Genomic DNA, 26,399 nt, shown 5'->3' on the forward strand with positions numbered 1-26,399 from the left:
GTCCTCCCGCACCCGGCATTCGCAACTGGACGCACCTCCGGCAGAAGTACGTAAGCGGAAGGCAAAAACGCGGGTCGAGCAGGAAGAAAAGATTTTTTTCTTCCGACCAATCCAAACGGCCCTCCTGCTCCGTATACCCGTCCGTCAAGCAAGTTGGGACCGAGGGACGGACGGCATGACACCTCTAATCTCCAGGAGCGGTGCGGGGCGCAAGGGCCTTGTCACCCTCATCTGTGGGGCACTGGCCACCGGCGGGATCACAGCCGCCAGCGTCGCCGCGCTGGAACCGGGGGTGGCCGCTGCCTCCTCCCACCGGGAAGCCCCCCTTATCTCCGGCACCCCCCAGTACGACAACACGGACCTGTACGCGTTCGTGAGCCCGGACAAGCCCGACACGACGACGATCGTGTCGGACTACATCCCCTTCGAGGAGCCGGCGGGCGGCCCGAACTTCTACCAGTTCGCGGATGACGCCCAGTACGACATCCATATCGACAACAACGGTGACGCGAAGGACGACCTGATCTTCCGTTACACCTTCAAGACCCAGATCAAGAACAAGAAGACGTTCCTCTACAACACGGGCGTGGTCGACAGCCTGAACGACCCGGACCTGAACGTCACGCAGTCGTACAACCTCGATCTGATCAAGCTCAAGAACGGCAAGAAGCAGTACACGACACGGATCGCCAGCGGCATCCCGGCGGCCCCGTCGGACGTCGGCAAGGCGTCGATGCCGGACTACGCGAAGCTGCGTTCCCAGGCCATCTACAAGACGTCCAACGGCGGCGCCACCTTCGCCGGCCAGGCCGACGACCCGTTCTTCGCCGACCTGCGCGTCTTCGACCTGCTGTACGGCGGCAACCTCAGCGAGGTCGGCCGGGACACCCTCAAGGGCTACAACGTCAACACCATCGCCCTGCAGGTGCCGAACGACCTGATCCGGCAGTCGAAGAGCCGTCCGACCGTCGGCATCTACGCGACGACCCAGCGCAAGAACGCGCAGGGCTACTACGCGCAGGTCTCGCGCCTCGGCAACCCGCTGGTCAACGAGGTCGTCAACCCGCAGAAGGACAAGGACAAGTTCAACGCGTCCGAGCCCAAGGACGACGCGCAGTTCCTGAAGAACGTCACCAACCCGGAGCTGCCGAAGCTCATCGAGGCGATCTACAACATCAAGGCGCCGTCCGAGCCCCGCAACGACCTCGTCAGCGTGTTCCTCACGGGCGTCAAGGGCCTCAACACGCTGCAGCCGTACGCGACGCCGTCGGAGATGCTCCGGCTGAACACGTCCATCAAGCCGACGGCCAAGCCGAAGCGGCTCGGTGTGCTGGACGGCGACAACGCGGGCTTCCCGAACGGGCGTCGGCTCACCGACGACGTGATCGACGAGGCGCTGCAAGTCGTCGAGGGCGAACTGGTCGGCTCCAAGAACGACCTGGGCGACGCGGTCGACAAGAACGACAAGAGCTTCGAGAAGTACTTCCCGTACGTGGCCGAGCCGACGTCCGGTTCGCGCGGCGCGCTCGCCAAGGGCACCGGCAGCGGAAGCACCACGAAGAGCGCGCTGGGTGACACCCTGTCCGGCTCCAACGGCAGCAACACGACGCTGATCGCCGGATCGGCGGCCGCGGGCGCGGCCGGTGTGCTGCTGATCGGCACGGCGTTCGGCTGGTGGCGGCGCCGGATGCAGCGTCCTTACTAGGACGCCGGCAGGACGTCACCAGGACGTCGGATTCCCCCCATCACCACATCCCCCCACGTCACGAACTGGCGCGGCCCGCTCCCACCCAATCCCCCACGGCAGCGGGCCGCGCCGCCCCATGCGGCATCTACCTAGGAGAGGGCATGGCCCCGGGTACGAACGAGAAGCAGCCCACAGAGGCCAAGGACGACGAGCGGGTCACCGCCCTGCGCCGGTTCGCCGCCGCGGGGCGCAACTGGCGCCGGGCCCAGCTCGCCGGTTCCGCCGCACTGCTGGCCATCGCGTTGACCGGCGGGGCGATCGCCTTCGGGGCGTCCGGGAACAGCGGTACGGCGCCGATGGCCTCGTCCAGTGCCGTGTCGCCCGGGCTGCTCGCGAGCGGCAGCCTCGACGCGAGCATCGCCTCTCTCCAGGCCCATCTCCGTACCCAGCCCAAGGACTCCGACAGCTGGGCGACCCTCGGGCTCGCCTATGTCGAGCAGGCCCGCACCAAGGGCGACCCGTCCCGCTACCCGCAGGCCGAGAAGTCCCTGAAGCGGGCGCTGCAGATCACCCCGGGCAACGACCAGGCGCTGGCCGGTGAGGCCGCGCTCGCCGCCGCCCGGCACGAGTTCGCGCAGGCACTCACCTACGCGGACCAGGCCCTCAAGCAGAACCCGTACAGCGCGGACGCCCTGTCCTCCCGTATCGACGCCCTGGTCGAGCTCGGCCGCTACGACGACGCGGCGAAGGCGGCCGACCTGGCCGACCGGCGCAAGCCGGGCGTCCCGGTGTTCACGCGGTACGCGTACGTCCGGGAGCTGCGGGGCGACGTGAAGACCGCCCGGCAGGTGCTGCGGCAGGCGCTGGCCACGGCCACGTCGAAGGGCGACATCGCCTACGTGTCCGCGCAGCTCGGCCTGCTGGCCTGGAACCAGGGCGACTACAAGAGCGCGCTGGACTACTACGCCCGCGCCCTGACCGCCGACGAGAACTACCTCCCCGCGCTGGAGGGCCGCGCCCGCGCCCAGGCGGCGACCGGCGACCGGGCCGACGCCATCAAGGGCATGGAACTGGTCGTCTCCCGCTATCCGCTGCCCCAGCCGCTCGTCGAACTCGGTGAGCTGTACGAGGACCGGGGCGCCGAGGGCGACAAGGCGAAGGCCGAGGACCAGTACGCGCTCGTCGAGGCCTGGATCGCGCTCGCCCGCGCCAACGGCGTCAACGCCGACCTCGACACCGCCCTCGCCGCCGCCGACCACGGCGACAAGGCCGAGGCGCTGAAGGCCGCCCGCGCCGAGTGGGCCCGCCGGCACACCGTGCACACGGCGGACGCGCTGGCCTGGGCCCTGCACGTCAACGGCAAGGACAAGGAGGCGCTGCCGTACGCCCGGCAGGCCTCCGCCACCGGCTACCGCAACGCCTCCTTCAGCTACCACCTCGGCATCATCGAGCTGGCCAACGGGCAGAAGGCGGCCGGCCGCGCCGCCCTCACCAAGGCCCTCAAGCTCAACCCCGGCTTCTCCCCGCTGGGCGCCCGCGCGGCCCGCAAGGCGCTGGAGGCCTCGAAGTGAACCTCCGCCGCCCCGCCGCCGCGGCCGCCGTCCTCACGGCGGCCTGCGCCCTCACCCTCCTCCCGGCCGCGGCCGCGAGCGCACACCCGCTGGGCAACTTCACCGTCAACCGGTACGACGGTCTCGTCGCCGCCCCCGGGCAGCTCCGCGTCGACCACGTCGAGGATCTCGCCGAGATCCCGGCGACCCAGGCCAAGCCCGATCTGAAGCGGCTGGGCACGGCCAGGTGGGCCGAGCGGCGCTGCGCGACCGCGGCCGGGGGCAGCAAGCTCACCGTCGACGGCACGGCGACCCCGCTGACCGTCACCGCCAGCCACGCCGAACTCCGCCCCGGCCAGGCCGGGTTGAACACCCTGCGGGTCGAGTGCCGCTTCACCGCGCCGTTCCCCAGGAGCACCGCGGCCACCCTCACCTTCCACAGCGAGGGCACCACCACCGGCCCCGGCTGGCGGGAGATCACGGCGCGCGGCGACCGGATGACGCTCACGAGGACGGACGTGCCGAAGACGTCCGTCTCGCACGAACTGACCAGCTACCCCAAGGACCTGCTGTCCTCCCCGGCCGACGTCACCACCGCCGCCGTGCACGTCCGGCCGGGCGGCCCGGCCCTCACCGCCGAGCGCCAGGACACCCCGGGCGCCGCGATCCTCCCCCGCGGCATCGACCGCTGGACCCAGGCCCTCACCGACCTGGTCGCCCGCAACCACCTCACCTTCGGCTTCGCCACGCTCGCGCTGCTCATCGCGATCGCCCTGGGCGCGATGCACGCCCTCGCCCCGGGCCACGGCAAGACCCTGATGGCGGCGACGGCGGCGGCCCGCGGCGGCCGCGCCCGCCTCCGCGACGTCCTCCCGCTGGCCGCGTCCGTGACGGTCACCCACACCCTGGGCGTGGTGGCCCTCGGCATCCTGGTGACGGCCGGCTCCGCGGCGACTCCGTCGGTGATCGCCTGGCTGGGCATCGCGAGCGGGCTCATGGTCCTCGCCGCGGGCGTGAACCTGACCCGCCGGGCCTGGCAGAACCGGATCCCCCAGCAGGCCCACCACCACGGACACGACCACGCGCACGATCACGACCACGACCACGCGGAGACCGAGGACCGCCAACTGGCCCTGGTCGGCACGGCGCACCCGCACGGCCACGGCCACGCTCACTCAGCCGAGCACAACCACGATCACGGTCACGATCACGGACACACCCACGACCACGGTGATGGCCACGGCCACACGCACGACCACGGCCATGACCACGACCACGACCACGACCACACACATGACCACGACCACGGGCACACCCACTCCCACGGCGGGTTCACGCACACGCACAGCACCGCCCCGACCCTGCGCGGCACGATCCTCCTCGGCTTCGCCGGTGGCCTGGTGCCCAGCCCCTCCGCCATCGTGGTCCTCGTCGGCGCCGCCGCCCTCGGGCAGGCCTGGTTCGGGCTGCTCCTCGTAGTCGCCTACGGCGTGGGTCTCGCGCTCACCCTGACCGCCGCCGGGTTCGCCGTCGTCAAGCTGGGTACGGGAATGACCCGGGTGATGGACAAACGCCCGCGCTGGACCGCCCACCCCACGGCCGCCCTGGTCCGCAGGACCGTCCCGCTCGCCTCGGCGCTCGTGGTCGTGGCCCTGGGCGCCGGACTGGTGCTCAAGGGGGCCGCATCCGCACTCCTTTGAGTTACGTTTGTGATGAATAACGCGAGATGCCGTGGGGGGCACCCGTGACCGAAGAGCCGGGCCGTGAGCGAGTGATCGCGGGCCGCTACCGACTGCTGTCCCCGCTGGGCGAGGGCGGCATGGGCACCGTGTGGCGGGCCCGTGACGAGGTGCTGGGCCGCGAGGTCGCCGTCAAGGAGGTGCGGGCGCCGGCCGGACTGCCCGGCCCCGACGTCGAGCGGATGTACGCCCGGCTGGAGCGCGAGGCCTGGGCCGCGGCCCGGGTCGCCAACCGCAACGTGGTGACCGTGTACGACGTGGCGATGGAGGGCGGACGGCCCTGGATCGTCATGGAGTTGATCCCCGGGGTGTCCCTGGCCGACGTGCTGGACGCGGAGGGGCCGATGTCCCCGCAGCGGGCCGCGGGCATCGGCGCCGAGGTGCTGTCCGCACTGCGGGCCGCGCACTCCGCCGGGGTGCTGCACCGGGACGTGAAGCCGGGCAACGTACTGCTGTCGAACGACGGCCGGGTGGTGCTCACCGACTTCGGGATCGCCACGGTCGAGGGCAGCTCCGCGCTGACCATGACCGGCGAGGTGATCGGCTCGCCCGAGTTCCTCGCCCCGGAGCGGGCGCTGGGGCGCGCGTTCGGCCCGGAGTCCGATCTGTGGTCGCTCGGCGTGCTGCTGTACGCGGCGGTCGAGGGCGCCTCCCCGTTCCGGCACGACACCCCGCTGAGCACCCTGCGCGCGGTGGTGGACGAGGAGTTGCCGCCGCCGTACCGGGCCGGACCGCTGGGCCCGGTCATCGAGGGGCTGCTCCGCAAGGACCCGGCCGAGCGGACCCCCGCCGACCAGGCCGAGCGGGACCTGCGGCTGGTCGCGGCCGGGGGCACCCCGCACACGGCCGTCACCGTGCCGGTCCCGGCACCGAACGAGGCGCCGACCCTGGTCGCCCACCGGCCCCGGCCGCCCTCCTCCCCCACGCCCCCGCTGCCCACCCCGGCGGACTCCTGGCCGCCCGCCGCCGACCGGAGCTCCAACCGCAGCGCCGGCACCGTCCTGCTCATCGGTCTGGTGCTGGTCGCCCTCGCGCTCGGCGGGCTGACGTACGCCCTGCTCAACCGCGACAACGGCGGCGGGGACGGCAACAACGCCGGGCCCAGCACGTCGGCCAGCAACCTCAGTTCCCCGGCGCCCAGTCGGAGCAGCAGCACCAAGGAGGAGTCGGCGTCCGCGTCGGCGAGCAGCGAGCCCGCGCAGAGCGTGAAGGTCAGTGTGGCCGGGTCCCGCACCGACTACTCGGGCAGCTGTCCGCCGTCGAGCGCGCAGGCGCCCTCGTTCACGGCGACGTTCACGGTCGGGAGCGTGCCGGTGGACGTGCAGTACCGGTGGGTGCTGAAGGACGGGAAGCTCGACGACCAGGGCTGGAAGACGCTGTCCTTCCCGGACGGCGGCGGGAAGTCCCAGCAGACCAGGGTGACCGTGACGACCTGGTCCGACAGCGGGACGCTGAACGACGCGATCGCGGTCGAGGTGCGCAGCCCGGTGAAGACCACGTCCAACTCGGTGTCGTTCTCGGTGACCTGCACCGGAGCGACGGAGACCCCGACCGACGGGGCCTCCGCCTCGCCTTCGCCGTCAAGCTCGTACTGACGTACCGAAGGTCACGCGTTGCTGGTCATGACCGGCAGGTAGCCGCCGGAGTGGCCGGCCGCGGTGGGGTGGTACGACTCGCCGATGTCCAGCCAGTTGACGCTGTGCAGCCAGGAGCTGCCGGAGCAGATCTCGTGGCCGGTGAACGTGGTGCGGACGTCGCCGAAGACGAACCCGTGGTCGGCGGCGCGCTTGGCGATCGCGGTGTCGATGTAGTCGGCGGCGTTGTTGATGGCGGAGCGCTTGGTCGCGGAGAGGCCGAGGCAGGTGGTGCCCAGTTTGTAGAAGCGGGGGTAGCCGAGGACGACCACCTTGGCGTTGGGGGCCTTGGCGGTGATCGCGTCGTAGACGTCGTCGAGCTTGCCGGGGAGCGTGGAGTCGACGTACGCCTCGGCGGTGCTGATCCGGGACAGGCAGGTGCTGTCGGAGCTGAGCACACAGGTCGTCATGACGTCGGCGAAGCCCGCGTCGTTGCCGCCGATGGTGATCGAGACCAGGGCGGTCGAGGAGCTGAGCGAGCCGAGCTGGCCGGAGAGCACGTCGTCGGTGGTGGCGCCCGAACAGGCGAGGAACGAGAACGAGGACGGGCTGTGGGCCGCGTTCCACAGGTACGGGTAGGCGTTGGTGCTGCGGTCGCAGCTGCCACTTGAGCTGATGTAGCTGCCGGCGCCGACGCCGGAGGAGTACGAGTCGCCGAGCGCCACATAGCCCCCGGTCGCGGCCTGCGCTTCCGTCGCGGCCGCCCCGGTGAGGGCGAGGCCGGTGGCGAGGAGGAGTGAAGTCACGTATGCCGTAATTCGGGAACGTCTCATGGAACCTCCCTTTAGCAGGATCTCTGCCACAACTTTCGTACCAACTACGCGTGTTGACGGGAAGTGTCCATGCCAAAACTTTTCAGGGCCTCAATCAGCCCTTACCGGACCGATCCTGTGCGTTCTCGATGCGTTTGATTACGTGTCCATGACAGCCCTGTGACAGGTCGTCAACTCCCTTGTTCTTTGCCTCGGGAAAACCGATTCTTTACTCGGTCCGTGAGCGGAACGCGACGCTCCTGGGCCGTGTGCGCGAAGCCGCGCGCACACCCCCACATGCGCGCGCCTGACCCGGACGCGCGCCGCCTGGAGGAGGAAACCCTCGTAATGGCACATCTGCGTACCCAGAAGCTGCGGTTCGCCGCCGTCACGACCGCGGCGGCCGCCGCCCTCGTCGGCGGACTCACCGCACTCCCCGCCCAGGCCGCACCCGCCACCGGCAAGGTGCTGCACGCCGGCTCCCCCACGGCCGTCAAGGGCAGCTACATCGTCACCCTCAAGAACAGCGCGGGCTTCAAGGCCTCCTCGACGCAGGGCAAGGGCCTGGTCAAGGAGTACGGCGGCGCGGTCAAGAAGACCTTCGGCAAGGTGCTGAACGGCTACTCGGCCAAGCTCTCGGCGAGCCAGGCCGCGAGACTCGCCGCCGACCCGGCGGTGGCCACGGTCGAGCAGGACCAGACGGTCCGGCTCACCGACACCACCCAGTCCAGCGCCCCCTGGGGCCTGGACCGCATCGACCAGGCGAGCCTGCCGCTGTCCGGCACCTACACCTACCCGGACACCGCGGGCAGTGGGGTGACGGTCTATGTGATCGACACCGGTGTGCGCATCACCCACACCCAGATCAGCGGCCGTGCGTCCTACGGCTATGACGCGGTCGACGGCGACACCACCGCCTCCGACGGCAACGGGCACGGCACCCATGTGGCGACCACCATCGCCGGTACGACCTACGGCGTGGCGAAGAAGGCCAGCATCGTGGCGGTGCGGGTGCTGGACAACAGCGGTTCGGGCACCACGGCCGGAGTCATCGCGGGCATCGACTGGGTGACCTCGAACCACACCACCCCGGCGGTCGCCAACATGTCGCTCGGCGGCTCGGCCTCCACCTCGCTCGACACCGCGGTCGCCAACTCCATAGCCAGTGGGGTGACCTACGCGATCGCGGCGGGCAACAGCAGCGCCAACGCCTCCTCGTACTCCCCTGCCCGGGTCTCGACCGCGATCACCGTCGGCGCCACCACCAGTTCCGACGCCAAGGCCAGCTACTCCAACTACGGCTCGGTCCTGGACATCTTCGCGCCCGGCTCCTCGATCCTGGCGGGCTACAACACCAGCGACACCGCCACCGCCACCCTGTCGGGCACCTCCATGGCCACCCCGCACGTGGCGGGCGCGGCCGCCGTGTACCTCGCGGGCCACACCTCCTCCACCCCGGCCCAGGTGGCCACGGCGCTCGTGAACGGAGCGACGTCCAACGTGCTCACCAGCGTGGGCACCGGCTCGCCGAACAAGCTCCTGAAGATCGTGTCGTAAACGGTCCGCGGTACGGGCTGAAATCGAACGACTTGTTCCCCGGAGGCACCAGGTGTCTCCGGGGAACGGTCATGTCCGGAGACCCGCTTGACGCCTCCCGTTCGTCTGCGCGACATTGAAGCCCGGCATCCGACGCCTTGGGGGGCAAAGTCGGCCATGCAGACCATACGGCTCAAGACATCATCAACAGCGGAGGAACGGGCACGGCCGGGACCGGGGAGGGACCTGGGGCCACTGCTCGCTGGAGCCGCGACGGCCGTCGCCGGGACCGGCGCGCTGCTCGCGCTCACCGACTCGGGCTCACCGTTGCGCGGACTCCTCACGCTGTTCTTCCTGCTCGCCGCGCCGGCCGCGGCGATCGGACTGGCGCTGCGCGGACTCGATCCGTTCGCGCGTGTGCTGACCGCACTCGCGGGTGCCGTCTCCCTGGACATGCTGGTGGCCCAGGGCATGATCGCCACCCACCGCTGGTCCTGGCGCGGCGGAATCGTCGCGGTGACCGCGATCAGCCTGCTGCTGCTTCTGCTGGTGCGAATGCGACCAGTGGAGCGAATTCTCGAACGGATCAGGAAAATTCGTTCGAGGCAATGAACAAGGTCGGCCAAAGTTGTGTAACGGCCAAACCAACAAAAACGTGAGGCCCAGTTCCAGGACTTGCCATACTGGTCCAATCGTCAATACCGTCGTACATCTCACCCGCATCGGATCGTCACTACGCGGCTCTAGGGGAGGGCTCAAGGACCGCGATGTTCCGGGCGGGGCGCGGTAGGGGGGTGCCGTGCTCGGTGACCGCAATGCGTATGACCACTGTCGTTTCCGAGTCGTGCCGCGCGACCGGCTGCCGTTTTCCGGCAGACCGGCCAGCTTTGCCAGCTCACCTGCGGGTACGGAGATCAGTCTTCCGTGCCACGGGTGAGAACCCCCCTTTCGAACCGGATACCAAGCCGGGCCGCCCAGGGGCGGGCGGTCCACCGGACGAGAGGGACAAGACTCATGAGTTCTGTTCTGCGCCCGCCGACTGCGGGCCAAGATCCCTTAATGGCAGCCGAATACCGGCCGATCTCCTCTCACCTGGCGATCACACCGCCGGTGAGCGTGGTGATCCCCGCCATGAATGAGGCGGAGAATCTCCCCTACGTCTTCAAGACACTTCCGGGCTGGATACACGAAGTGGTTCTTGTGGACGGAAATTCCACCGACAACACCGTGGAAGTCGCGCGGGAGTTGTGGCCGGAAGTGAAAGTCGTCGAACAGAGTGGCAGGGGCAAGGGGGACGCCCTGATCACCGGGTTCGAGGCGTGCAGCGGCGACATCATCGTCATGGTGGACGCCGACGGCTCGGCCGACGGCCACGAGATCGTCTCGTACGTCTCCGCGCTGGTCTCGGGCGCCGACTTCGCCAAGGGCTCGCGCTTCGCCAACGGCGGCGGCACGGACGACATGACCTTCATCCGCAAGCTCGGCAACTGGGCGCTGTGCACGGTCGTCAACCGCAAGTTCGGCGCCCGCTACACCGACCTCTGCTACGGATACAACGCGTTCTGGCGGCACTGCCTCGACAAGATCGACCTCGACTGCACCGGCTTCGAGATCGAGACCCTGATCAACATCCGGGTCGTCAAGGCGGGCCTGAAGGTGCAGGAGATACCGAGCTACGAGTACCTCCGCATCCACGGCACCAGCAACCTGCGCGCCGTACGCGACGGCCTGCGGGTGCTCAAGGTGATCCTCAAGGAGCGCTCCAACCGGCGTGACCTGCGCCGGCAGGTGCGGCACTCCCCGATGCTCACCCCGGGCCAGGGAGAGTCGTCTTGAGCGATCCCGACCTCTCCGTCGTGATCTGCGTCTACACCGAGGACCGCTGGGAGGACATCCTCGCGGCGGTCTCCTCGGTGCGCGCCCAGTCGTACCCGGCGCTGGAGACCCTGCTGGTCGTCGACCACAACCCGGCGCTGCTGGAACGGCTCACGAAGGAGTACAAGGAGACCGCCGAGGGCACCGCGGTGCGGGTGCTCGCCAACGCGGGTCCCCGCGGCCTGTCCGCCGGCCGCAACACGGGCATCGCAGCCTCCTACGGCGAGGTGATCGCCTTCCTCGACGACGACGCCGTGGCCGAACGGGACTGGCTGCGCCGCTTCGCGGAGGGGTACGCCGACCCGAAGGTGATGGCGGTCGGCGGCCGGACCATGCCCGTCTGGGCCTCGGGCCGCCGTCCCGACTGGTTCCCGGAGGAGTTCGACTGGGTCGTCGGCTGCACCTACAAGGGGCTCCCGGCGGGCCGCGTGCGGGTCCGGAACGTCCTCGGGGGAAACGCTTCTTTCCGGCGTACGGCCTTCGACGCGGCGGGCGGCTTCGCCACCGGCATCGGCCGCGACGGCGACAAGCGCCCGCTGGGCTGCGAGGAGACGGAGCTGTGCATCCGCCTCACCCGGGCCCGCCCGGACGCGGTGCTGCTCATCGACGACCGCGCGGTGATCCACCACCGGGTCCCCGAGGTCCGGGAGCACTTCGGCTACTTCCGCACCCGCGCCTACGCCGAGGGCCTCTCCAAGGCCCTGGTCGCCCGGAGCGTGGGCGCCGGCAAGGGACTGGAGTCCGAACGCCGGTACACCACGCGTGTGCTGCCCGCGGGGGTCGCTCGTGGCCTGCGGGACGCACTGCTGGCCCGGCCGGGCGGCGCGGGCCGGGCCGGCGCGATCGTCGCCGGGGTGCTGACGGCGGCCGGCGGCTATGTGGTGGGGAGCGTACGGGCGCGGCGGGGCGGGGCGGCCTTCTCCGTCGCCGAGATCCAGGGGGATCCGATGGCTGAGATCCAGAGGGATCCGATGGCTGAGGTCCAGGGGGGATCCGATGGCTGAGGCACCGGTGCCGATCCTCATGTACCACTCGGTCGCCACCTCGCCCAATGACGCCACCCGCGTGCTGTCGGTGGCGCCGGAGGCGTTCGCCGAGCAGATGGCGCTCATCGGCGACCTGGGCCTGACCCCGGTCAGCACGGCCGAACTGGCGGCGAGCTGGCGCTCGGCGGGCCCGCTCCCCCGCCGGCCCGTCCTGATCACCTTCGACGACGGCTACGAGGGCGTGCACCGGCACGCCCTGCCCGTCCTCGCCAAACACGGTTTCGCGTCCACCCTGTTCGTCTCCACGGGCTGGATCAGGGGCGCGTACGACACCGGAGGCGGCCTGGACGCCATGCTCGACTGGGACCAGGTACGCGAACTCGCGGACGCCGGCTGCGAGATCGGCGGGCACAGCCACACCCACCCGCAGCTCGACCAGCTGACCGACGACGGGCTGCGCGAGGAACTGGCGCGCAGCACGGAGATAGTCGCGGGGGAACTGGGCGCCGGACCGGCCTCGTTCGCCTACCCGTACGGCTACTCCAGCCGCCGGGTCCGGCAGGCCGTCCGGTCGGCCGGGTATGCCCAGGCGCTCGCCGTCGGCAACGCTCTCGCCCGCCGCCGTCAGGGACCGTACGCGCTGCGACGGGTCACCGTGCGGCGCGCCACGGGCGCCGAGGAGTTCACGCGGCTGCTCGAAGGCCGCGCGATCGCCCGCACCTTCGCCAGGGACCGTGCCCTCACCAAGGGGTACGCCGTTGTCCGCAGAGCCCGCCAGGTCCGTTGGAAGGCCAGCCGTTCCCGTGTCTGACACGACCACCACAACCGAGGCCGCGAAAACCGAGACGTCGGCGCCCGAGCAGCCGGGGCGCCGTCTTCGCCTGCCCGGACGGAGCGGCTCGTCCGGCGGCAGTCCCCTCTTCCGGAACGCCTACGCGCTGATGCTCAACACGGGCATCTCCGCCGTGCTGGGCCTGGGCTTCTGGCTCGCCGCGGCCCGCTACTACTCGGAGTCCGCGGTCGGCCAGGGTTCCGCCGCCATCGCCGCGATGAAGCTCCTGGCCGGCCTGACCGCGGTCACCCTGACCGGCGCGCTGGCCCGCTTCATCCCGGTGGCGGGCCGGAGCACCGGGCGGCTCATCTTCCGTACCTACGCGGGCAGTTCGCTGATCGTGGCGCTGGCGGCCGGGGTCTTCCTGATGACGCTGGGCGTGTGGGGGCCGTCGTACCGCTTCCTGCACGGGCCGCTCCCCGGGCTGGGGTTCGTCGTCGCGGTCATCGCCTGGAACCTGCTCACGCTGCAGGACGGGGTGCTGACCGGGCTGCGCAACGCGCCCTGGGTGCCGGTCGGCAACACCGTGTTCTCGGCGGTCAAGCTGGCGCTCCTTGTCGCCTTCGCGGCGGCGGTCCCGGTGGCCGGTGTCTTCGTCTCCTGGGTCGCGGCGATCGCCACCTCGGTGGTGCCGCTGGGCTGGCTGGTGTTCCGGCGGCTGGTGCCCCGGCACATCAAGGCGACCGAGGACCACGCGAAACCGCCCACGCTGAAGGAGATCGGCAGGTTCCTGGCCGGCGACTACACCGGCTCGCTGTTCTCCCTCGCCGTGGTCTACCTGATCCCGGTCATCATCGCCTCGCAGGTCAGCTCCGAGGACAACGCGTACTTCTACATCACCACCACGATAGGCGGCACCACCAACCTGCTCGCCATCAACATGGGCGCCTCGCTGACCGTCGAGGGCTCGCACGACCCGGCGCGGCTGGCCGCCAACACCCGGGCGGCGCTGAAGCGGATGGCCCGGATCATGATCCCCATCTGTGCGCTGCTGTTCTTCGGGGCGCCCTGGATCCTCGGTGTGTTCGGCCCCGGCTACGCGGACGCGGCGACCCCGCTGCTGCGCTGGTTCGCGATCGGCGCGCTGCTCCGGGTCGTGATGGAGACCTACTTCGCGGTGCTGCGCGCGCAGAGCCGCACCGCCGGACTGGCCTGGCTGCAAGGGCTGTTGTGCCTGCTGGTCCTCGGCCTGACCCTGCTGCTCCTGCCCCGGATGGGGCTGACCGGCGCGGGCGTGGCCGAGATCTCCAGCCTCGCGGTGATCGTGACGATCGCGGCACCCCGGCTGTGGAAGACGCTCCGGGCGGCCCCGGCCGAGATCCCGGAGGACGCGGCACCGGACGGCGACCTGGCCGACCTGGGCACCCTCCCCCACTCTCGGCTTCGCTCGAGCGGGGGGACCCCCATGGTCCCGCCCGCCGCCTCCCGAAGGCGGGGCCCGGCCTGGGCGCTGGACTCCGACACCCTCGCCCTCGGTATCCATGTCGACTTCGACCACGTGGAGCGCCGCCCGGACGTCCGGCCGGGGCCGGGAACTCCGCCCACGGGTACGCCCGTTGTACGACCGGGGGACCGTCCGACGTGGGCGCTGCGCCCGCCGCGGAACCTGGGGCTGCCGGTGGAGGAGCGTGAGCCGGGGGCGGAGGCCTCGCTCGGTCCGGCCGAGGCATCGCTGCTGAAGGAGGCGGAGGTCGACGCGCCGTTCGGGGAGGCCGTCGTAGCAGAGGAGCCGGAAGCTCCGGAGGCGCCCGCCGAGGCTGAGGCTCCGGAGGAGTCCGTGCCCGCGCGCTCACTGCGGGAGCGGCTGACGCCCACCCGGCCGGGCGTCGTGCTCGGCTGTCTCCTGGTCGCCGCCCTGTTGCTGTACTGGGTGCCGGCGGCCCGGCTGGACGACGCCGACCTGGACCGGATGGGCGGGCTGGGGCTGATCTCGGTGCTGCCGCTGCCGACGCTCGTCGGGGCGGCGCTGCTGATCACGGTGTTCGCCGCGCTGCTGTGGCTGCGCCGGGAGCACAAGGCGCTGCTGCTGGTCACGTTGCTGGCGACGGTCGTGTCGCTGCACGCCCTGCCCGCCGTGATCGAGACGGAACCGCGCTTCCCGACCGCCTGGCAGCACCTCGGGTTCATCGACTACATCGACCGCACCGGCTCGGCCGTACCCGACCTGGACGCCCGCTGGAGCTGGCCGGGCTTCTTCGCGGCGGCCGCCTTCATCGGCCGGGCCTGCGGGGTCACGGACTACACCGAGGTCATCCGCTGGTGGCCGACCTTCATCCAACTGGCCTATCTGGCACCGATGTTCCTGCTCGTACGGTCGCTGCGGGCGAGCTGGCGGGCGAAGTGGACCGGTGTCTGGATCTTCGTGCTGTGCGGCTGGGTCGGCCAGGACTACTTCTCCCCGCAGGGCTTCACCTATCTGCTCTATCTGATGTTCGTGGCGATCCTCCTTGTCTGGTTCCGCGCCCCGCACGTCATCTGGACGAGGTTCCGCCCCGGCGAGGCGGAGGTCGAACCGACGAACCGCCGCCAGCAGGCCGTGCTGCTCATGGTGTTGATCGGCCTGTACGCGGCGACCGTCCCGGCGCACCAGCTCACCCCGTTCGTGATGCTGGGCGTGCTGGCGGCCCTGGTCCTGATCGGCCGGTCCGAACTGCGCGGCCTGCCGCTCCTGTTCGGGGTGGTCGCGGCGGTCTGGCTGGGCTTCATGGCCGAGCCGTACTGGTCCGGTCACTTCAACGAGCTGTTCGGTGGGGTCGGCGGCGTCGGCAGCAATGTCTCCACGTCCGTCTCCGGCCGTATCCAGGGCGGCAGTTCGACCCACAAGCTGGTCCTTTACGTCCGGGTCCTGCTGGCCGGCGGGATGATGGCGTTCGCGGTCTGGGGCTGGTGGCGGCGCCGCTTCCACAAGTACCGCGAGCGGTCCCTGCTGGTCCTGACCTTCGTCCCGTTCCTGGGCTTCGGCATGCAGTCGTACGGCGGCGAGATGGCGCTGCGCGTCTTCATGTTCGCCGTGCCGGGCGCGGCCCTGCTCGCCGCCCTCGCCCTGTTCCCGCGCACCGGGGCCACGTCGAAGGAACGCGAGAAGGACCGGGTCAGTCTGGCCCCGGTGGCCGCGCTGCTGGCGGGCCTGCTGCTCATGGGCGGCTTCCTGGTGGCCCGTTGGGGCAACGAGTCCTTCGAGCGGGTACGGCCCGGCGAGGTCGCCGCGATGGACTACGTCTACGCCCACGACAAGCCGACGGTACGGCTGCTGTGGCTGAGCAACGACACGGTCAACGACGTGACCCCGGCGATCCCGTGGGGCGCGAAGGACATGGAGCGGGTCGACTATGTGCCGACGCTCGCACCGACCGACCCGGTGCTGGTGTCGAGCCTGGTCAAGGCGCTCAAGGACGCCGGCCCGAACTCGTATCTGATGATCAACCGGAGTCAGGTCGTCTATCTCCAGATGGACGCCGGCTACTCGGCGACCTGGGAGAGCCGGCTGATCCAGAACCTGGACAACCGGCAGGACCTGACGAAGGTCCTGGTCAACGACGACGTGACCATGTACACGCTGCGTACGCGGCCGGCGGGTGCGGTGGCCGAGCCGGATCCGGGGCCGATCGGGCCGCGGGTCACCTGGACGCCGTGGTCGGTGGTCGGCGGTCTCGCCGCGCTGGCGCTGGTCCTGCTGCTGACGGCCCGCGAGGTGGTCCGGGTCGCGGTCCGGCCGGGGGTGCGCCAGCTGCGGTGGCTGCAGGGCAGTTTCTGGTTCTCGCTGCCCCTGCTCGCGGTGCTGCTGGCGTCGCTGGCGCAGCGGTTCCTGACGCTGAAGTAGCGCTACGAGGTCAAGTGGCTCACCTGGTGAGCCACTTGACCTCGTAGGCCTTCATGTCGAAGCGTTTCCCGTCCACCTGTGCGCTGATCGCCCGGTCGAGGGTGTTGACCACCAGGACCGTCCTGTCGCTCGCGAGGACCCGGACGCCTGGCACGTCGTCCTTGGCGACGGACACCGTCTCGTACGTCGTCCCCGGCGGGAACGCCTTCCCGAACCTGGACACCAGGTCGTACATGGGCAGTGGCTGCCCGCCGTCCCCGCTGTCGGTCGTCGACCACAGACAGCCGGGGCAGTCGCCGCCCTTCTCGTCCTCCGGGTTCCAGTAGAAGCCGGAGTCGGCGCCGCCCTCGACCAGGGCGATCATCCCGGTGGCCTGGACGGCGACCCGGTGCGCCTCGGTCCAGCCGTCCCGCTCGTCGTTGCCGTCGGCGGGCTCCACGTAGTACTCGGCCCACCACAGCGGCAGGTCGTGGGTCTGCTTGCGCACCCACTCGCTGACGTACGTCAGCTTGTCCGTGGCCGCGAACTCGTTCGGCAGCAGGTCGTCGTCGTTGGTGTAGCTGGACCCGTCGACGACCACGAAGTCGGCGCCCGCCTTGTGGGTGTTCCAGTAGTCGAAGGCGTCGATCACCCGCTGATCCATGACGCCCCAGTCGCCCTTGAGGGTGGCGGAGGCGTTCTCGGTCTGGCGCGGGTCGAAGCTGTCCATGACGAGATACGGCCCGCCGACCTGGATGTCCTTGTTCACCGCCTTCAACGCCTTGTAGACGAGGTTGTACAGCTCGGTGTAGCCCTCGTAGTCCCAGCGGCCCTTGGCGTTGTTCCAGAAGCCCTTGAACTCGTTCCAGACGATGAAGTGCCGTACGTCCGGGTAGCGCCTGGCGACGGTCGCGGCGAGGTTCGCGTAGTCCTGGTAGTGGTCGGGGGTGGGCGCGGTCTCCAGGGCGGCCTGGCTCCAGTCGGTGTTGTCCACCCCGGCCCTGCCGCCCTTCATCCAGTCCGGCGAGCAGCACAGGGTGATCACCGGGGTGCCGCCGGACGCGCGCATGAAGTCGACGCGGCGGTCCAGTGCGCCGAAGTCGTAACGCCCCTTCACCGGCTCGGGGTTGTCGGCTCCCCAGCCCATGACGGCCTGGTCCTGCGGCAGCCCGGCGTCCCCGGCCAGCAGGTCCTCGACCCGCTTGGTGGCCGTGGCGCTGCCCTCGTCCGCGCTGTACTGGGTGTGGGTGAAGCCCCAGCCCACATACGGTTCGGTGGCGTCCGGCGGGGTGGCGGGGGTGCCGTGCACCTTGTCGCCGTCGCGGGTCGTGCCCGCGGTACCGCCACCTCCCCCGGGCAGCGTGTTGACCAGTGTCACGATCAGGGCGAGAGCGGCCACGCCCACACCGAGCAGGGCGGTGAGCCGCCACCGCCGAGCCCCCGAATTCCACTCATGACGTCCCATCAAGGACAACATTAATGGCGGAAATCGCCCCGGGGGGAGGTATCGGGGATCGACAGCTGTGTAACAGGACCGGGCAGGACCCGGGGGGGCACTCCGGATACTCCGGAAGCTCGGCGCACACCCGACACTCCCCGCCCACTTCGGAAAACGGGTGCGCTGCGGGCGCCGGTGACGGATCATGGCGACATGTCTGCCAAGCCGCACGAGACGCTGCCGATCCGGCTCAACGTCGACGACTCCGACTCTCCGTCCGACGTCGTCGACGCGCTGTTCCTCGGCCGCTTCGCGACGGGCGAGCAGCCGTACTCGCACGCGGCCAACATCGACCGGGTGCGCTCCGGGGCGACCCTGCTGCCGAAGGAGGCGCGGGTGCTGCGGGTGGCCCGCGACGACGACCGCAGCGCGACCCTGGCGGAGGGCGACGGGTGGACGCTCCTGGTCTCCCGCTGGAACCGGGGCGCGGACGTCACCGTCACCGCGACCACCGCCGAGCTGGCCTCGAAGGTGCTGAACGAGGCGACGGACGGCGCGGCGGACGAGCCGGAACCCCAGCCGGAGAACGTGACCATGGGGTTCTGGTACGTCTCCCCGCGCCGCGGTCCGCACCGCACCACCCGGCAGATCTCCGCCGGCACCTGGGACGAGGTGCGCGCCAACTACACGGCCCCGGTGGCGGACGCGATGGACCGGCTGATGAAGACGACCCCGGAGGACATCGCCGGCCGGCTCCTGCTGCTGCACGGCCCGCCGGGCACCGGCAAGACCTCCGCCCTGCGCACGCTCGCCCGGTCCTGGCGGGACTGGTGCCAGGTGGACTGCGTCCTCGACCCGGAACGGCTCTTCTCCGACGTCGGCTATCTGATGGACATCGCGATCGGCGAGGAGGACGGCGCCGGCAAGGGCCGCTGGCGGCTCCTGCTGCTGGAGGACTGCGACGAGCTGATCCGCGGCGAGGCCAAGCACACGGCAGGGCAGGCGCTGTCGCGGCTGCTCAATCTCACCGACGGTCTGCTCGGCCAGGGCCGCAACGTCCTGGTCGGCGTCACCACCAACGAGGACCTGGAGCGGCTGCACCCCGCCGTCGTCCGCCCCGGCCGCTGCCTGGCCCGGATCGAGGTGGGCCCGCTGACCCGCCGCGAGGCGGTGAACTGGCTCGGCGGGGAGGCCGCCGACCGGGAGGATGCCGTGGGCCGCGAGGGGGCGACCCTGGCGGAGCTGTACGCCCTGCGCCGGGGCTCGTCGCCGACGGCGGTGCCGGGGGCCCGGGAGGGCGCGGACGCGGGGCTGTACCTGTAACTCCCGGCAGCGCCTTGACGGTGCCTCGATCATGCTTCGATGGTGCTTTGATGGGGGTATGCCCCTGTTCGTCGGAACCTCGGGCTGGCAGTACAAGGACTGGCGGGGCGTCCTGTACCCGGCCGAGGTGCCCGTGCGCCGGTGGCTGGAGGAGTACGCGGCGCGTTTCACGACGGTGGAGCTGAACAACGCGTTCTACCGGCTGCCGAGTCGGGAGAACTTCGCGTCCTGGCGGGACCGGGTCCCCGCCGGCTTCGTGATCGCGGTCAAGGCGAGCCGCTACCTCACCCACATCAAGCGCCTCAAGGACCCCGCGGAGCCGGTCCACCGCCTGATGACCCACGCGGCCGGCCTGGGCGACCGGCTGGGCCCTGTCCTCCTCCAGCTCCCGCCGACGCTCAAGGCGGACCCGGGCCTGCTGGACGCCTGTCTGTCCTGCTTCCCGCGCGGCACGCGGGTGGCGGTGGAACCCCGGCACGACTCCTGGTGGACACGGGAGACCCGGGAGGTCCTGGAGTCCCGGGGAGCCGCCCTGTGCTGGGCCGACGTCCAGGCCCACCCCATGACCCCGCTCTGGCGCACCACCGACTGGGCCTACGTCCGCTTCCACGAGGGCCGGGCCACCCCCTGGCCCCGCTACGGCCGCCGCTCCCTGGAGACCTGGGCCGACCGCATCGCCACGGCCTACCCGATGAAGGCCGACATCTACACCTACTTCAACAACGACCCGGGCGGAGCGGCGGTCCGGGACGCGGTGGCGTTCGGGAGAACGGCGGAACGGGCGGGGCTGGTGGTGAGCCGTACGCCGGAACCGAGCACGAGCGGCGGCTGACTCAGCCCTCCCCGTAAGCCGCCCGCAGGGCATCACGTACGGCTGCCAGCGCCGCGTCCTCCGCCAGGCCCAGGCGCCGTACGCGCTCCGCGTAGGCCTGTGCGGCGGACGACGCCTCGCGTTCCGCGGCCGACCCCGCCGCCGCGACGAACGTCCCGTTGCGCCCGCGGGTCTCGATCACGCCGTCGGTCTCCAGTGCCCGGTACGCCTTGGCCACGGTGTTCACCGCCAGGCCCAGCGACTCGGCCAGCCCACGCACCGTCGGCAGCCGGTACCCCACCGGCAGCACCCCGCCCCGCGCCTGTTCGGAGATCTGCGCCCGTACCTGCTCGTACGGCGGCGCGCTGTCATCGATGTGGATCTTCAAGGTCACGGCCCGATTCTCCCGCACCCGCCAGAAAATGAGAGGCACCCCGTACACGTCCCGCATAGCGTGCGCCCCATGACAGTGATCGTGCGCGACCTGCGCCCCGACGTCCGGTCCGACGCCGAGGGGTTCACCCGGGTCCGGCAGCTGGCCCTCCCCTACATGCTGTTCACCCCGGAGTCCCTGGTCCACGACCTGACCCACGCCCACCCGGCCACGCACCTGCGCCTGCTGGTCGCGGAGGACGCCGGCGAGATCATCGGCACGGCCCAGGTGGGCCTCGCCCACGAGAGCCCGGAGCCGGGCCAGGGCTTCGCCAACGTGTACGTGCATCCGGAGCGCACCGGCCGGGGCGCCGGGGCCCTCCTCGCCCGTACGGCGGAGGCCCACCTGTCGGCGGCGGGCGCGACCACGTCGTACGCCTGGGTCCTGGACGCCCCGTCCAACCGGGCCTTCGCCGAGCGCCGGGGCTACACCGAGAGCCGCTCCGCCCACTTCCTCCGCCTCGACCTCGCGCACGGCACGCTCCCCGCGCTCAGGACTCCCCCGCCCGGCGTCGAGGTGCGCACGGCCGCCGACTTCGGCGACGACCCGCGCCCGCTCTTCGCGCTCGACGCGGAGACCACCCTGGACGAACCGAGCGACATCGACATCGAGTTCGCCGACTACGAGGCCTGGCTGGACGAGACCTGGCGGCACCCGCTGTTCAGCCAGGAGCTGACCTCGGTCGTCCTGGTGGACGGCCGCCCCGCCGCGTTCAGCGCGGCCCGCACCGACGGCGCCGATCGCTACGGCACCGTCATGACCGGCACGGCCCGCGCCTTCCGCGGCCGGGGCCTGGCCAAGCTCGCCAAGAACGACTCCCTGCACCGCGCCCGCGCCGCCGGCTTCACCCACGCCTTCACGGGCAACGACAGCGGCAACGGCCCGATGCTGGCGATCAACAAGTGGTTCGGATACGAAGTCTGCGCAACGGAGGTCAGGTATGTCCGCGAACTCGGCTGAGCCCACGGCGGCGGTGGACGTCGTCCTGGTCAAGGCGGGCCGCACGAAGATCCGTTACCCCGCCGAACTGCTGCACGACGACGGCACCCGGATCGCGGTACGCGCCCCGTGGGCCGGTGACGTGACCCGTGACTTCGGCTTCGTCCGCTTCGAACAGGGCGATGTCTTCACCGAGTTCTACTGGCGCGACCGCTGGTACGCCGTGAAGGAGGTTCGCACCGCCGACGGCACGCTGAAGGGCTGGTACTGCGACATCACCCGCCCGGCGACGCTCACCGGCACCGAGCTGGTCGTCGAGGATCTCGACCTGGACCTGTGGCGTTCCGCCGACGGCACGGACGTACGGCGCCTGGACGAGGACGAGTTCGCCGAGAGCGGGCTGGCGCAGCGGGACCCGACGGCCGCCGAGGCCGCCGCCGCGGCGCTCGACGCGCTGGAGTCCCTGGCCCGTGAAGGCGGTTTCGAGGCACTGCTCACCTGAAGCACCCCCGCTACACCGTCGCCACCACCGCGTACCGCTCGTCGCCCACCTCCTTCCCCCACAGCACCGCGTCCGCCGACAGCCGCTCCACCCGTAGGTCCGCGGTGAGCGGGGACAGCAGGCCGCTGAGCCGGTCGGCGGGTATGCCGACCGGGGTGACGCTCCCCCACACCCCCTCCACCAGCACGAACCGCCCTCCGGGCCGCAGCAGCCCGCGCCAGTGCCGCAGCACGCGCGCGGGGTCGGGCAGCGCCCACAGCACATGCCGTACGAGGACGACGTCGAAGAGCCGCTCGCCCACCGGGGGTGCCGCCGCGTCGCCGAGGAGGAACACCGCGTCGCGCCCGGCGAGCTTCGCGCGGGCCCGCGCCACCATCGCCGGGGAGCCGTCGACCCCGGTGACCCGGTGGCCCTGCTCGGCGGCGAGGAGGGCCAGGCTGCCCGTACCGCAGCCGAGGTCGAGGACGTCGGCGGGGCGCTCGGGCAGCCAGGCGCGGAGCCGTCCCGCCCAGGCCAGGCGCACCTCCGGATCACGCAGCCCGTGATCCGGCTCCTCGTCGAAACCGACGGCCTCCGCATCCCAGTCGACACTCACCGCAACCGTCCGATCACTCTCGTTCGTCATGCCCCAAGAGTGACACCCGCCACTGACACTCGGTCCATGTGACTGCGACCACTGACAGACCGGCACCGATGAGGAACTCTCGCCGAAAGCGTCTACCTCCGTGACACCACGGAACTCGGTAGGCACTGAAGGAGGCACCCATGCGCCGCACAACCGTGCAGAAGCCCCTGAAGAAGACCGACAGCCGCCGGATCCGCGAGGAGGCGGACCAGCGCCCCGCCGGACGCCCCGAGGTGCGCAAGGACATCGCACGCACCTGGTGGCCGGACGGCTGAGGACGGTCAGTCCAGCCGCTTGCGGTAGTGCACGCGGTCGTACGGCCCGTCCACGCGCCGTGCGACGACCTGGTAGCCGTACTTCGGGTAGATCTTCTGGTTCTCCCACATCAGCGCGTTCGTGTAGAGCCTGACCTCGGGCAGGCCGAGCGCACGCGCGCGTGCCTCCACGAACTCCAGCAGCCGCCGTCCCACCCCCTGGCCGTGCGCGTCGGGGTGGACGGCGACGCTGTCCAGGAACAGGTGGTCGTCGTGCGCCTCGATGACGACGAGCCCGATCACCGGTTCCCCCACGACGAACACCCTGCCCGCGGCCACGTTCGCCATGTGGTCCGCCTCCATGGGCTGCGGCACCACTCCGATCCGCGCGATGTAGTGGCCGTACGCCATGTCCGTCACAGCCTTCACGGCCGGTACGTCGGCGGCCCGGGCGGGCCGGATCTCGTCATCGCTCATGCCCCGAACGCTAGCTGCCTCAGCGCAGCCTCAGCTCTCCCTTAAGCCGACCATAAGGATCTCCCTCAGCCGCTCCCAGCAGCAGATTTCACGGTTTCTTGGGGCTAGCTTCTGATCGCCCCCACGGGATCCAGCCCATCCCCGAGGACCGTTCCGAGGAGTCTCCGCATGGTCGCAACCCGCCGCAAGGCCGCCGCCGCCGTCGCAGCCGGCGTGGGAGCCGTCGTGTTCGGTGCCGGGTCGGCGAGCGCGCACGGGACGATGGGCGATCCGGTCAGCCGGGTCGCCCAGTGCTATGCGGAGAACCCGGAGAGCCCCACGTCCGACGCGTGCAGGGCGGCGGTCGCGGCCGGCGGTACCCAGGCCCTCTACGACTGGAACGGCATCCGGATCGGGGACGCGAACGGGCAGCACCGGGCGCTGATCCCGGACGGGAAGCTGTGCAGTGCGAACAACGACGAGTTCAAGGGGCTCGACCTGGCCCGCGCCGACTGGCCGGCGACGAAGGTCGGCAGCGGGTCGTACACCTTCGAGTACCGGGTGACGGCGCCGCACAAGGGCACCTTCAAGGTGTATCTCACCAAGGCCGGTTACGACCCGGCCAAGCCGCTGGCCTGGGCGGATCTGGACCTCGACCACCCGGTCGCGACCACCACCGACCCGGTCGCCGCAGGCGGTTTCTACACGTTCTCCGGCACGCTCCCCGAGCGGACCGGCCGCCAGCTGCTGTACGCGGTCTGGCAGCGCTCGGACAGTCCGGAGGCCTTCTACTCCTGCTCGGACGTGGACTTCGGGGCCGGTGGTACGAACGCCGCCGCCTCGCCGGCGCCGGCCGCCTCCGCCCCCAGTGACGAACAGATCGCGGCCGGTGCCGACAAGTCGACGGTGGAGCACGGCGGTCACGGTGACGACGACGCGAGCACATCGGCCGAGCCGGTCGCGGAGGCGGACGCGCCCGAGTCCGCCGGGGGCTCGGCGACGGCGACGGGGACGGGGACGACGCTGGCCGCGACCGGTGGGGACGGCAGCACGCCGTATCTCGCGATCGGCGGGGCCGCCGCCCTGGCGCTGGGTTCCGGCGCGCTCTTCCTGACGGTACGGCGGCGGGAGCGCCGGCACTGATCCCTCATGACTCCGGGGCCTGACCGGCGGCTCAGGCCGGACAGGCCCCGGCGGCGTTCAGTTGGGCAGCGGCTCAGCTGAACGCCGACGCACAGGTGGTGGCGGAGGCGTGCGCGGGGTCGAGCGCGTTGGCCACCTCGTGGAAGGCGATCCGGTCGAAGAGGCCGATCGCCACGTGCTCGGAGAGGTCGAGCGGGCAGAGGTCCTGGAGCAGGACGTTGTCGACGTCCGAGCCGCTCAGGTACTGGCTCTGCCAGGGGGTCGCCACCTCGTCGTACTTGGTGGCGATGACCGTGTAGTGCACTCCCGGGACGGTGTCGCCGCCCGCGTTGAGCTTGGTGAGGAAGGCGGAGCCGGGGATCTGGTCGGCGAGGCCGGGGGTGGTGGCCTTGATCAGGTCCGAGGCGCCGGGGAAGTACGGCAGCAGGTTGGTGAGGCCGCTGAGGGTGGCGCCGTGGTTGTCGGGGGCGAGGCCGACGAGGGCGTTCACCTTGGCGGCGCCGCCGAGGAACCTCAGGTAGTAGCGGGGCATCATGCCGCCCTGGGAGTGGCCGACGAGGTCGGCCTTGGCGGCGCCGGTCGCGCTGAGCACCTTGTCGACGAAGGCGGAGAGTTGCTCTGCCGACTTGTCGATGGGGCCGAGGCCGTAGAAGACGGGGACACCGGACAGCTGGCCGTAGTCGAGGGAGAAGACGCAGTAGCCGCGGTCCTCCAGGTACGGGGCGAGGGAGAGCCAGTTGTCGACGGAGTTGCCGAGGGTGCCGTGGACCAGGATCACGGGCCGGGGATGGGCGGCGGAGGGGCGGCAGGAGTAGTCGTTCCAGCCGGTGGTGGGGGCGCTGGAGGCGTGGGCGGTGGCGGCGGGAACGGTGGCGACGGCGGCGGCGAGGAGCAGCGCGGTGAGGGGTCTGAGCACTCGTTTCCAGGGCAGCATCGGGTGATCTCCTTGCGGCTCAAGGGAGGTACGACGGCCTTACGCCCTGTGATCCGGATCACGAAGGATGCTGTTCACTCATCAAGTTACGGACGAGTAGTGCAAGCGTGAAGTTACGCGTCAGTAAAACTTCCGGGTAACCGGTCACACGCCGGATACCTGATGGGGTGTCACCAGCTGGGCCTCAAGGGACCATAGGGCGCGATACGGGCCAAAGAGTGCCGCAACACGCGCACTTCACCCTCCCCCAGCACCTCGCTCCACCCCCGCACGACCTCCGCGGCCACCTCTTCCGCGGCCCGCGTGCACGCCCACCCCCGCTCGGTGAGCACGATCAGCCGGGCCCGCGCGTCCCCCGGATGCGGCCGGCGCTCGGCGTACCCCTTGCGCACGATCTCGTCGACGAGCTGGCTCGCCGCCTGCTTGGTCACCCCGAGATGCGCGGCGAGCTCGGTGACCGTGGCCCCGTCCGGGGCGAGCCGTGCGAAGGCGAAGCCATGGGCGGGCCTGACCCCCTCGAAACCGCGCGCGACGACCCCCTCGTCGATACGCCGGGTCAGCTCGCCGGCTGCGGCGAGCAGGGCTGCGGACAGGGCCATGGCCTCGGAGTTCTGCACGGAGGCATTGAAACACCCTTGACGGGATGGTCAAGCGGCTTGACCATGGAGCCAACTAGTCAAGCAGCTTGACCATATTGTCCACGGAGGCACCCATGCCCGTCGTCCGTTCCGCCGAGGCCACCACGCACGAGATCCACGGCGCCCGTTTCGTCTCGTACGCCTCCCCCCTCACCGGCAGCAAGGAGCTGTGCGCCTGGCGCGGCGAGATCCCGGCCGGGACCAAGGCCCCCGCGCACACCGTCACCCGGGAGGAGATCTTCCATCTGCTCGTCGGCGAGCTCCTGATCACCCTCGACGGCCGCACCGACCGCGTCCGCGCCGGTGACACCGTCATCGTCAATCCCGGTGCGACCCTCGCCGTCGAGAACCCGACCGACCACACCGCGCTCTCCTGGGTCACCACCTCCGTCGGCCTGGAGGCGGAACTGTCCGACGGCACCCGGATCGCGCCGCCGTGGGCCAACTGACGTATACGAAAGGGGATGGGGTGTCCGTGGCCGCCGTCGAACTCCCGCGGCGGCCACGGACGTG

The 26,399-nt window shown here is 70.8% G+C and carries 24 protein-coding genes; 17 read left to right on the forward strand and 7 right to left on the reverse strand.

Annotated features, from left to right (window positions below; genetic code table 11):
- The first annotated feature begins 175 nt into the window (after nucleotides 1-175).
- The 4 genes from ACIPSJ_RS39125 (at nucleotide 176) to ACIPSJ_RS39140 (ending at nucleotide 6,571) form a co-directional block, all read left to right on the forward strand.
- A complete protein-coding gene (locus ACIPSJ_RS39125) occupies nucleotides 176-1,705 on the forward strand; it encodes a DUF4331 domain-containing protein (protein WP_359208974.1) in 1,530 nt (509 codons plus the stop codon).
- Nucleotides 1,706-1,848: 143 nt separating this feature from the next.
- Nucleotides 1,849-3,258 (forward strand): tetratricopeptide repeat protein, encoded by a 1,410-nt coding sequence (locus tag ACIPSJ_RS39130; protein ID WP_359208971.1) that lies wholly within the window; start codon nucleotides 1,849-1,851, stop codon nucleotides 3,256-3,258.
- Nucleotides 3,255-4,937, forward strand: a complete 1,683-nt coding sequence (locus tag ACIPSJ_RS39135; RefSeq protein WP_401352988.1) for a nickel transporter — start codon at nucleotides 3,255-3,257, stop codon at nucleotides 4,935-4,937. Before ACIPSJ_RS39130 ends, ACIPSJ_RS39135 begins: the two co-directional genes overlap by 4 nt.
- 44 nt (nucleotides 4,938-4,981) lie before the next feature.
- Nucleotides 4,982-6,571 (forward strand): serine/threonine-protein kinase, encoded by a 1,590-nt coding sequence (locus tag ACIPSJ_RS39140; protein WP_401352990.1) that lies wholly within the window; start codon nucleotides 4,982-4,984, stop codon nucleotides 6,569-6,571.
- 11 nt (nucleotides 6,572-6,582) lie between these two features.
- On the opposite strand, the gene ACIPSJ_RS39145 is transcribed toward ACIPSJ_RS39140, so the two are convergent.
- A complete protein-coding gene (locus ACIPSJ_RS39145) occupies nucleotides 6,583-7,383 on the reverse strand; it encodes an SGNH/GDSL hydrolase family protein (protein ID WP_359208963.1) in 801 nt (266 codons plus the stop codon).
- A 327-nt stretch (nucleotides 7,384-7,710) separates the two neighbouring features.
- Here ACIPSJ_RS39145 and ACIPSJ_RS39150 point away from each other — a divergent pair, with 327 nt between their 5' ends.
- From ACIPSJ_RS39150 to ACIPSJ_RS39175, 6 genes are all read left to right on the forward strand, one after another.
- Nucleotides 7,711-8,919: a S8 family peptidase gene (locus ACIPSJ_RS39150; protein ID WP_359208960.1), complete on the forward strand. Its 1,209-nt coding sequence runs from the start codon at nucleotides 7,711-7,713 to the stop codon at nucleotides 8,917-8,919.
- Nucleotides 8,920-9,006: 87 nt separating this feature from the next.
- Nucleotides 9,007-9,510: a hypothetical protein gene (locus ACIPSJ_RS39155; RefSeq protein ID WP_401352992.1), complete on the forward strand. Its 504-nt coding sequence runs from the start codon at nucleotides 9,007-9,009 to the stop codon at nucleotides 9,508-9,510.
- A gap of 402 nt (nucleotides 9,511-9,912) precedes the next feature.
- Nucleotides 9,913-10,734, forward strand: a complete 822-nt coding sequence (locus tag ACIPSJ_RS39160) for a glycosyltransferase family 2 protein (protein WP_355717703.1) — start codon at nucleotides 9,913-9,915, stop codon at nucleotides 10,732-10,734.
- On the forward strand, nucleotides 10,731-11,777 hold the full coding sequence (locus ACIPSJ_RS39165; RefSeq protein ID WP_401352994.1) for a glycosyltransferase family 2 protein: 1,047 nt from the start codon (nucleotides 10,731-10,733) through the stop codon (nucleotides 11,775-11,777). Before ACIPSJ_RS39160 ends, ACIPSJ_RS39165 begins: the two co-directional genes overlap by 4 nt.
- Nucleotides 11,770-12,570, forward strand: a complete 801-nt coding sequence (locus ACIPSJ_RS39170; RefSeq protein WP_401352996.1) for a polysaccharide deacetylase family protein — start codon at nucleotides 11,770-11,772, stop codon at nucleotides 12,568-12,570. Before ACIPSJ_RS39165 ends, ACIPSJ_RS39170 begins: the two co-directional genes overlap by 8 nt.
- The gene (locus ACIPSJ_RS39175; protein WP_401352998.1) at nucleotides 12,563-16,411 is read left to right on the forward strand and encodes a lipopolysaccharide biosynthesis protein; all 3,849 of its coding nucleotides are present in this window, start codon (nucleotides 12,563-12,565) and stop codon (nucleotides 16,409-16,411) included. Before ACIPSJ_RS39170 ends, ACIPSJ_RS39175 begins: the two co-directional genes overlap by 8 nt.
- A 19-nt stretch (nucleotides 16,412-16,430) precedes the next feature.
- Here ACIPSJ_RS39175 and ACIPSJ_RS39180 read toward each other — a convergent pair whose 3' ends face one another.
- Nucleotides 16,431-17,855, reverse strand: a complete 1,425-nt coding sequence (locus ACIPSJ_RS39180; RefSeq protein ID WP_401353000.1) for a xylan 1,4-beta-xylosidase — start codon at nucleotides 17,853-17,855, stop codon at nucleotides 16,431-16,433.
- Nucleotides 17,856-18,041: 186 nt separating this feature from the next.
- Here ACIPSJ_RS39180 and ACIPSJ_RS39185 point away from each other — a divergent pair, with 186 nt between their 5' ends.
- Entirely contained in the window at nucleotides 18,042-19,151 is a 1,110-nt protein-coding gene (locus ACIPSJ_RS39185) for a DUF5925 domain-containing protein (RefSeq protein WP_393537688.1), read from the forward strand.
- 58 nt (nucleotides 19,152-19,209) lie between these two features.
- Nucleotides 19,210-19,983 carry a DUF72 domain-containing protein gene (locus ACIPSJ_RS39190; RefSeq protein ID WP_401353002.1) on the forward strand — a complete coding sequence of 258 codons (774 nt, stop codon included), beginning with the start codon at nucleotides 19,210-19,212 and terminating at the stop codon, nucleotides 19,981-19,983.
- A gap of 1 nt (nucleotide 19,984) precedes the next feature.
- On the opposite strand, the gene ACIPSJ_RS39195 is transcribed toward ACIPSJ_RS39190, so the two are convergent.
- Nucleotides 19,985-20,356 (reverse strand): GntR family transcriptional regulator, encoded by a 372-nt coding sequence (locus ACIPSJ_RS39195; RefSeq protein WP_355717684.1) that lies wholly within the window; start codon nucleotides 20,354-20,356, stop codon nucleotides 19,985-19,987.
- A 69-nt stretch (nucleotides 20,357-20,425) separates the two neighbouring features.
- Between ACIPSJ_RS39195 and ACIPSJ_RS39200 the strand changes: the two genes are divergently transcribed.
- A complete protein-coding gene (locus ACIPSJ_RS39200; RefSeq protein WP_359208936.1) occupies nucleotides 20,426-21,355 on the forward strand; it encodes a GNAT family N-acetyltransferase in 930 nt (309 codons plus the stop codon).
- Nucleotides 21,336-21,836, forward strand: coding sequence for a DUF402 domain-containing protein (locus tag ACIPSJ_RS39205; protein ID WP_401353005.1), 501 nt, complete (start codon nucleotides 21,336-21,338; stop codon nucleotides 21,834-21,836). Before ACIPSJ_RS39200 ends, ACIPSJ_RS39205 begins: the two co-directional genes overlap by 20 nt.
- Nucleotides 21,837-21,846: 10 nt before the next feature.
- Here the strand turns inward: ACIPSJ_RS39205 and ACIPSJ_RS39210 are convergent, their stop codons facing one another.
- On the reverse strand, nucleotides 21,847-22,461 hold the full coding sequence (locus tag ACIPSJ_RS39210; RefSeq protein WP_359208930.1) for a class I SAM-dependent methyltransferase: 615 nt from the start codon (nucleotides 22,459-22,461) through the stop codon (nucleotides 21,847-21,849).
- Nucleotides 22,462-22,601: 140 nt separating this feature from the next.
- Between ACIPSJ_RS39210 and ACIPSJ_RS39215 the strand changes: the two genes are divergently transcribed.
- Nucleotides 22,602-22,736 carry a hypothetical protein gene (locus tag ACIPSJ_RS39215; RefSeq protein ID WP_355717674.1) on the forward strand — a complete coding sequence of 45 codons (135 nt, stop codon included), beginning with the start codon at nucleotides 22,602-22,604 and terminating at the stop codon, nucleotides 22,734-22,736.
- Between the two features lie 6 nt (nucleotides 22,737-22,742).
- Here the strand turns inward: ACIPSJ_RS39215 and ACIPSJ_RS39220 are convergent, their stop codons facing one another.
- Entirely contained in the window at nucleotides 22,743-23,192 is a 450-nt protein-coding gene (locus ACIPSJ_RS39220) for a GNAT family N-acetyltransferase (protein WP_355717671.1), read from the reverse strand.
- A 168-nt stretch (nucleotides 23,193-23,360) separates the two neighbouring features.
- Between ACIPSJ_RS39220 and ACIPSJ_RS39225 the strand changes: the two genes are divergently transcribed.
- A complete protein-coding gene (locus ACIPSJ_RS39225; RefSeq protein WP_401353008.1) occupies nucleotides 23,361-24,314 on the forward strand; it encodes a lytic polysaccharide monooxygenase in 954 nt (317 codons plus the stop codon).
- A gap of 73 nt (nucleotides 24,315-24,387) precedes the next feature.
- Here ACIPSJ_RS39225 and ACIPSJ_RS39230 read toward each other — a convergent pair whose 3' ends face one another.
- Nucleotides 24,388-25,248, reverse strand: coding sequence for an alpha/beta fold hydrolase (locus tag ACIPSJ_RS39230; RefSeq protein ID WP_355717667.1), 861 nt, complete (start codon nucleotides 25,246-25,248; stop codon nucleotides 24,388-24,390).
- Between the two features lie 170 nt (nucleotides 25,249-25,418).
- Nucleotides 25,419-25,865 carry a MarR family winged helix-turn-helix transcriptional regulator gene (locus ACIPSJ_RS39235; protein WP_401353011.1) on the reverse strand — a complete coding sequence of 149 codons (447 nt, stop codon included), beginning with the start codon at nucleotides 25,863-25,865 and terminating at the stop codon, nucleotides 25,419-25,421.
- A gap of 95 nt (nucleotides 25,866-25,960) precedes the next feature.
- On the opposite strand from ACIPSJ_RS39235, the gene ACIPSJ_RS39240 reads away from it, so the two are divergent.
- Entirely contained in the window at nucleotides 25,961-26,335 is a 375-nt protein-coding gene (locus tag ACIPSJ_RS39240; RefSeq protein ID WP_359208918.1) for a cupin domain-containing protein, read from the forward strand.
- Nucleotides 26,336-26,399 lie beyond the last annotated feature (64 nt).

This window comes from Streptomyces sp. NPDC090088, assembly GCF_044747345.1.
In the GTDB taxonomy this organism is placed as follows: Bacteria; Actinomycetota; Actinomycetes; order Streptomycetales; family Streptomycetaceae; genus Streptomyces.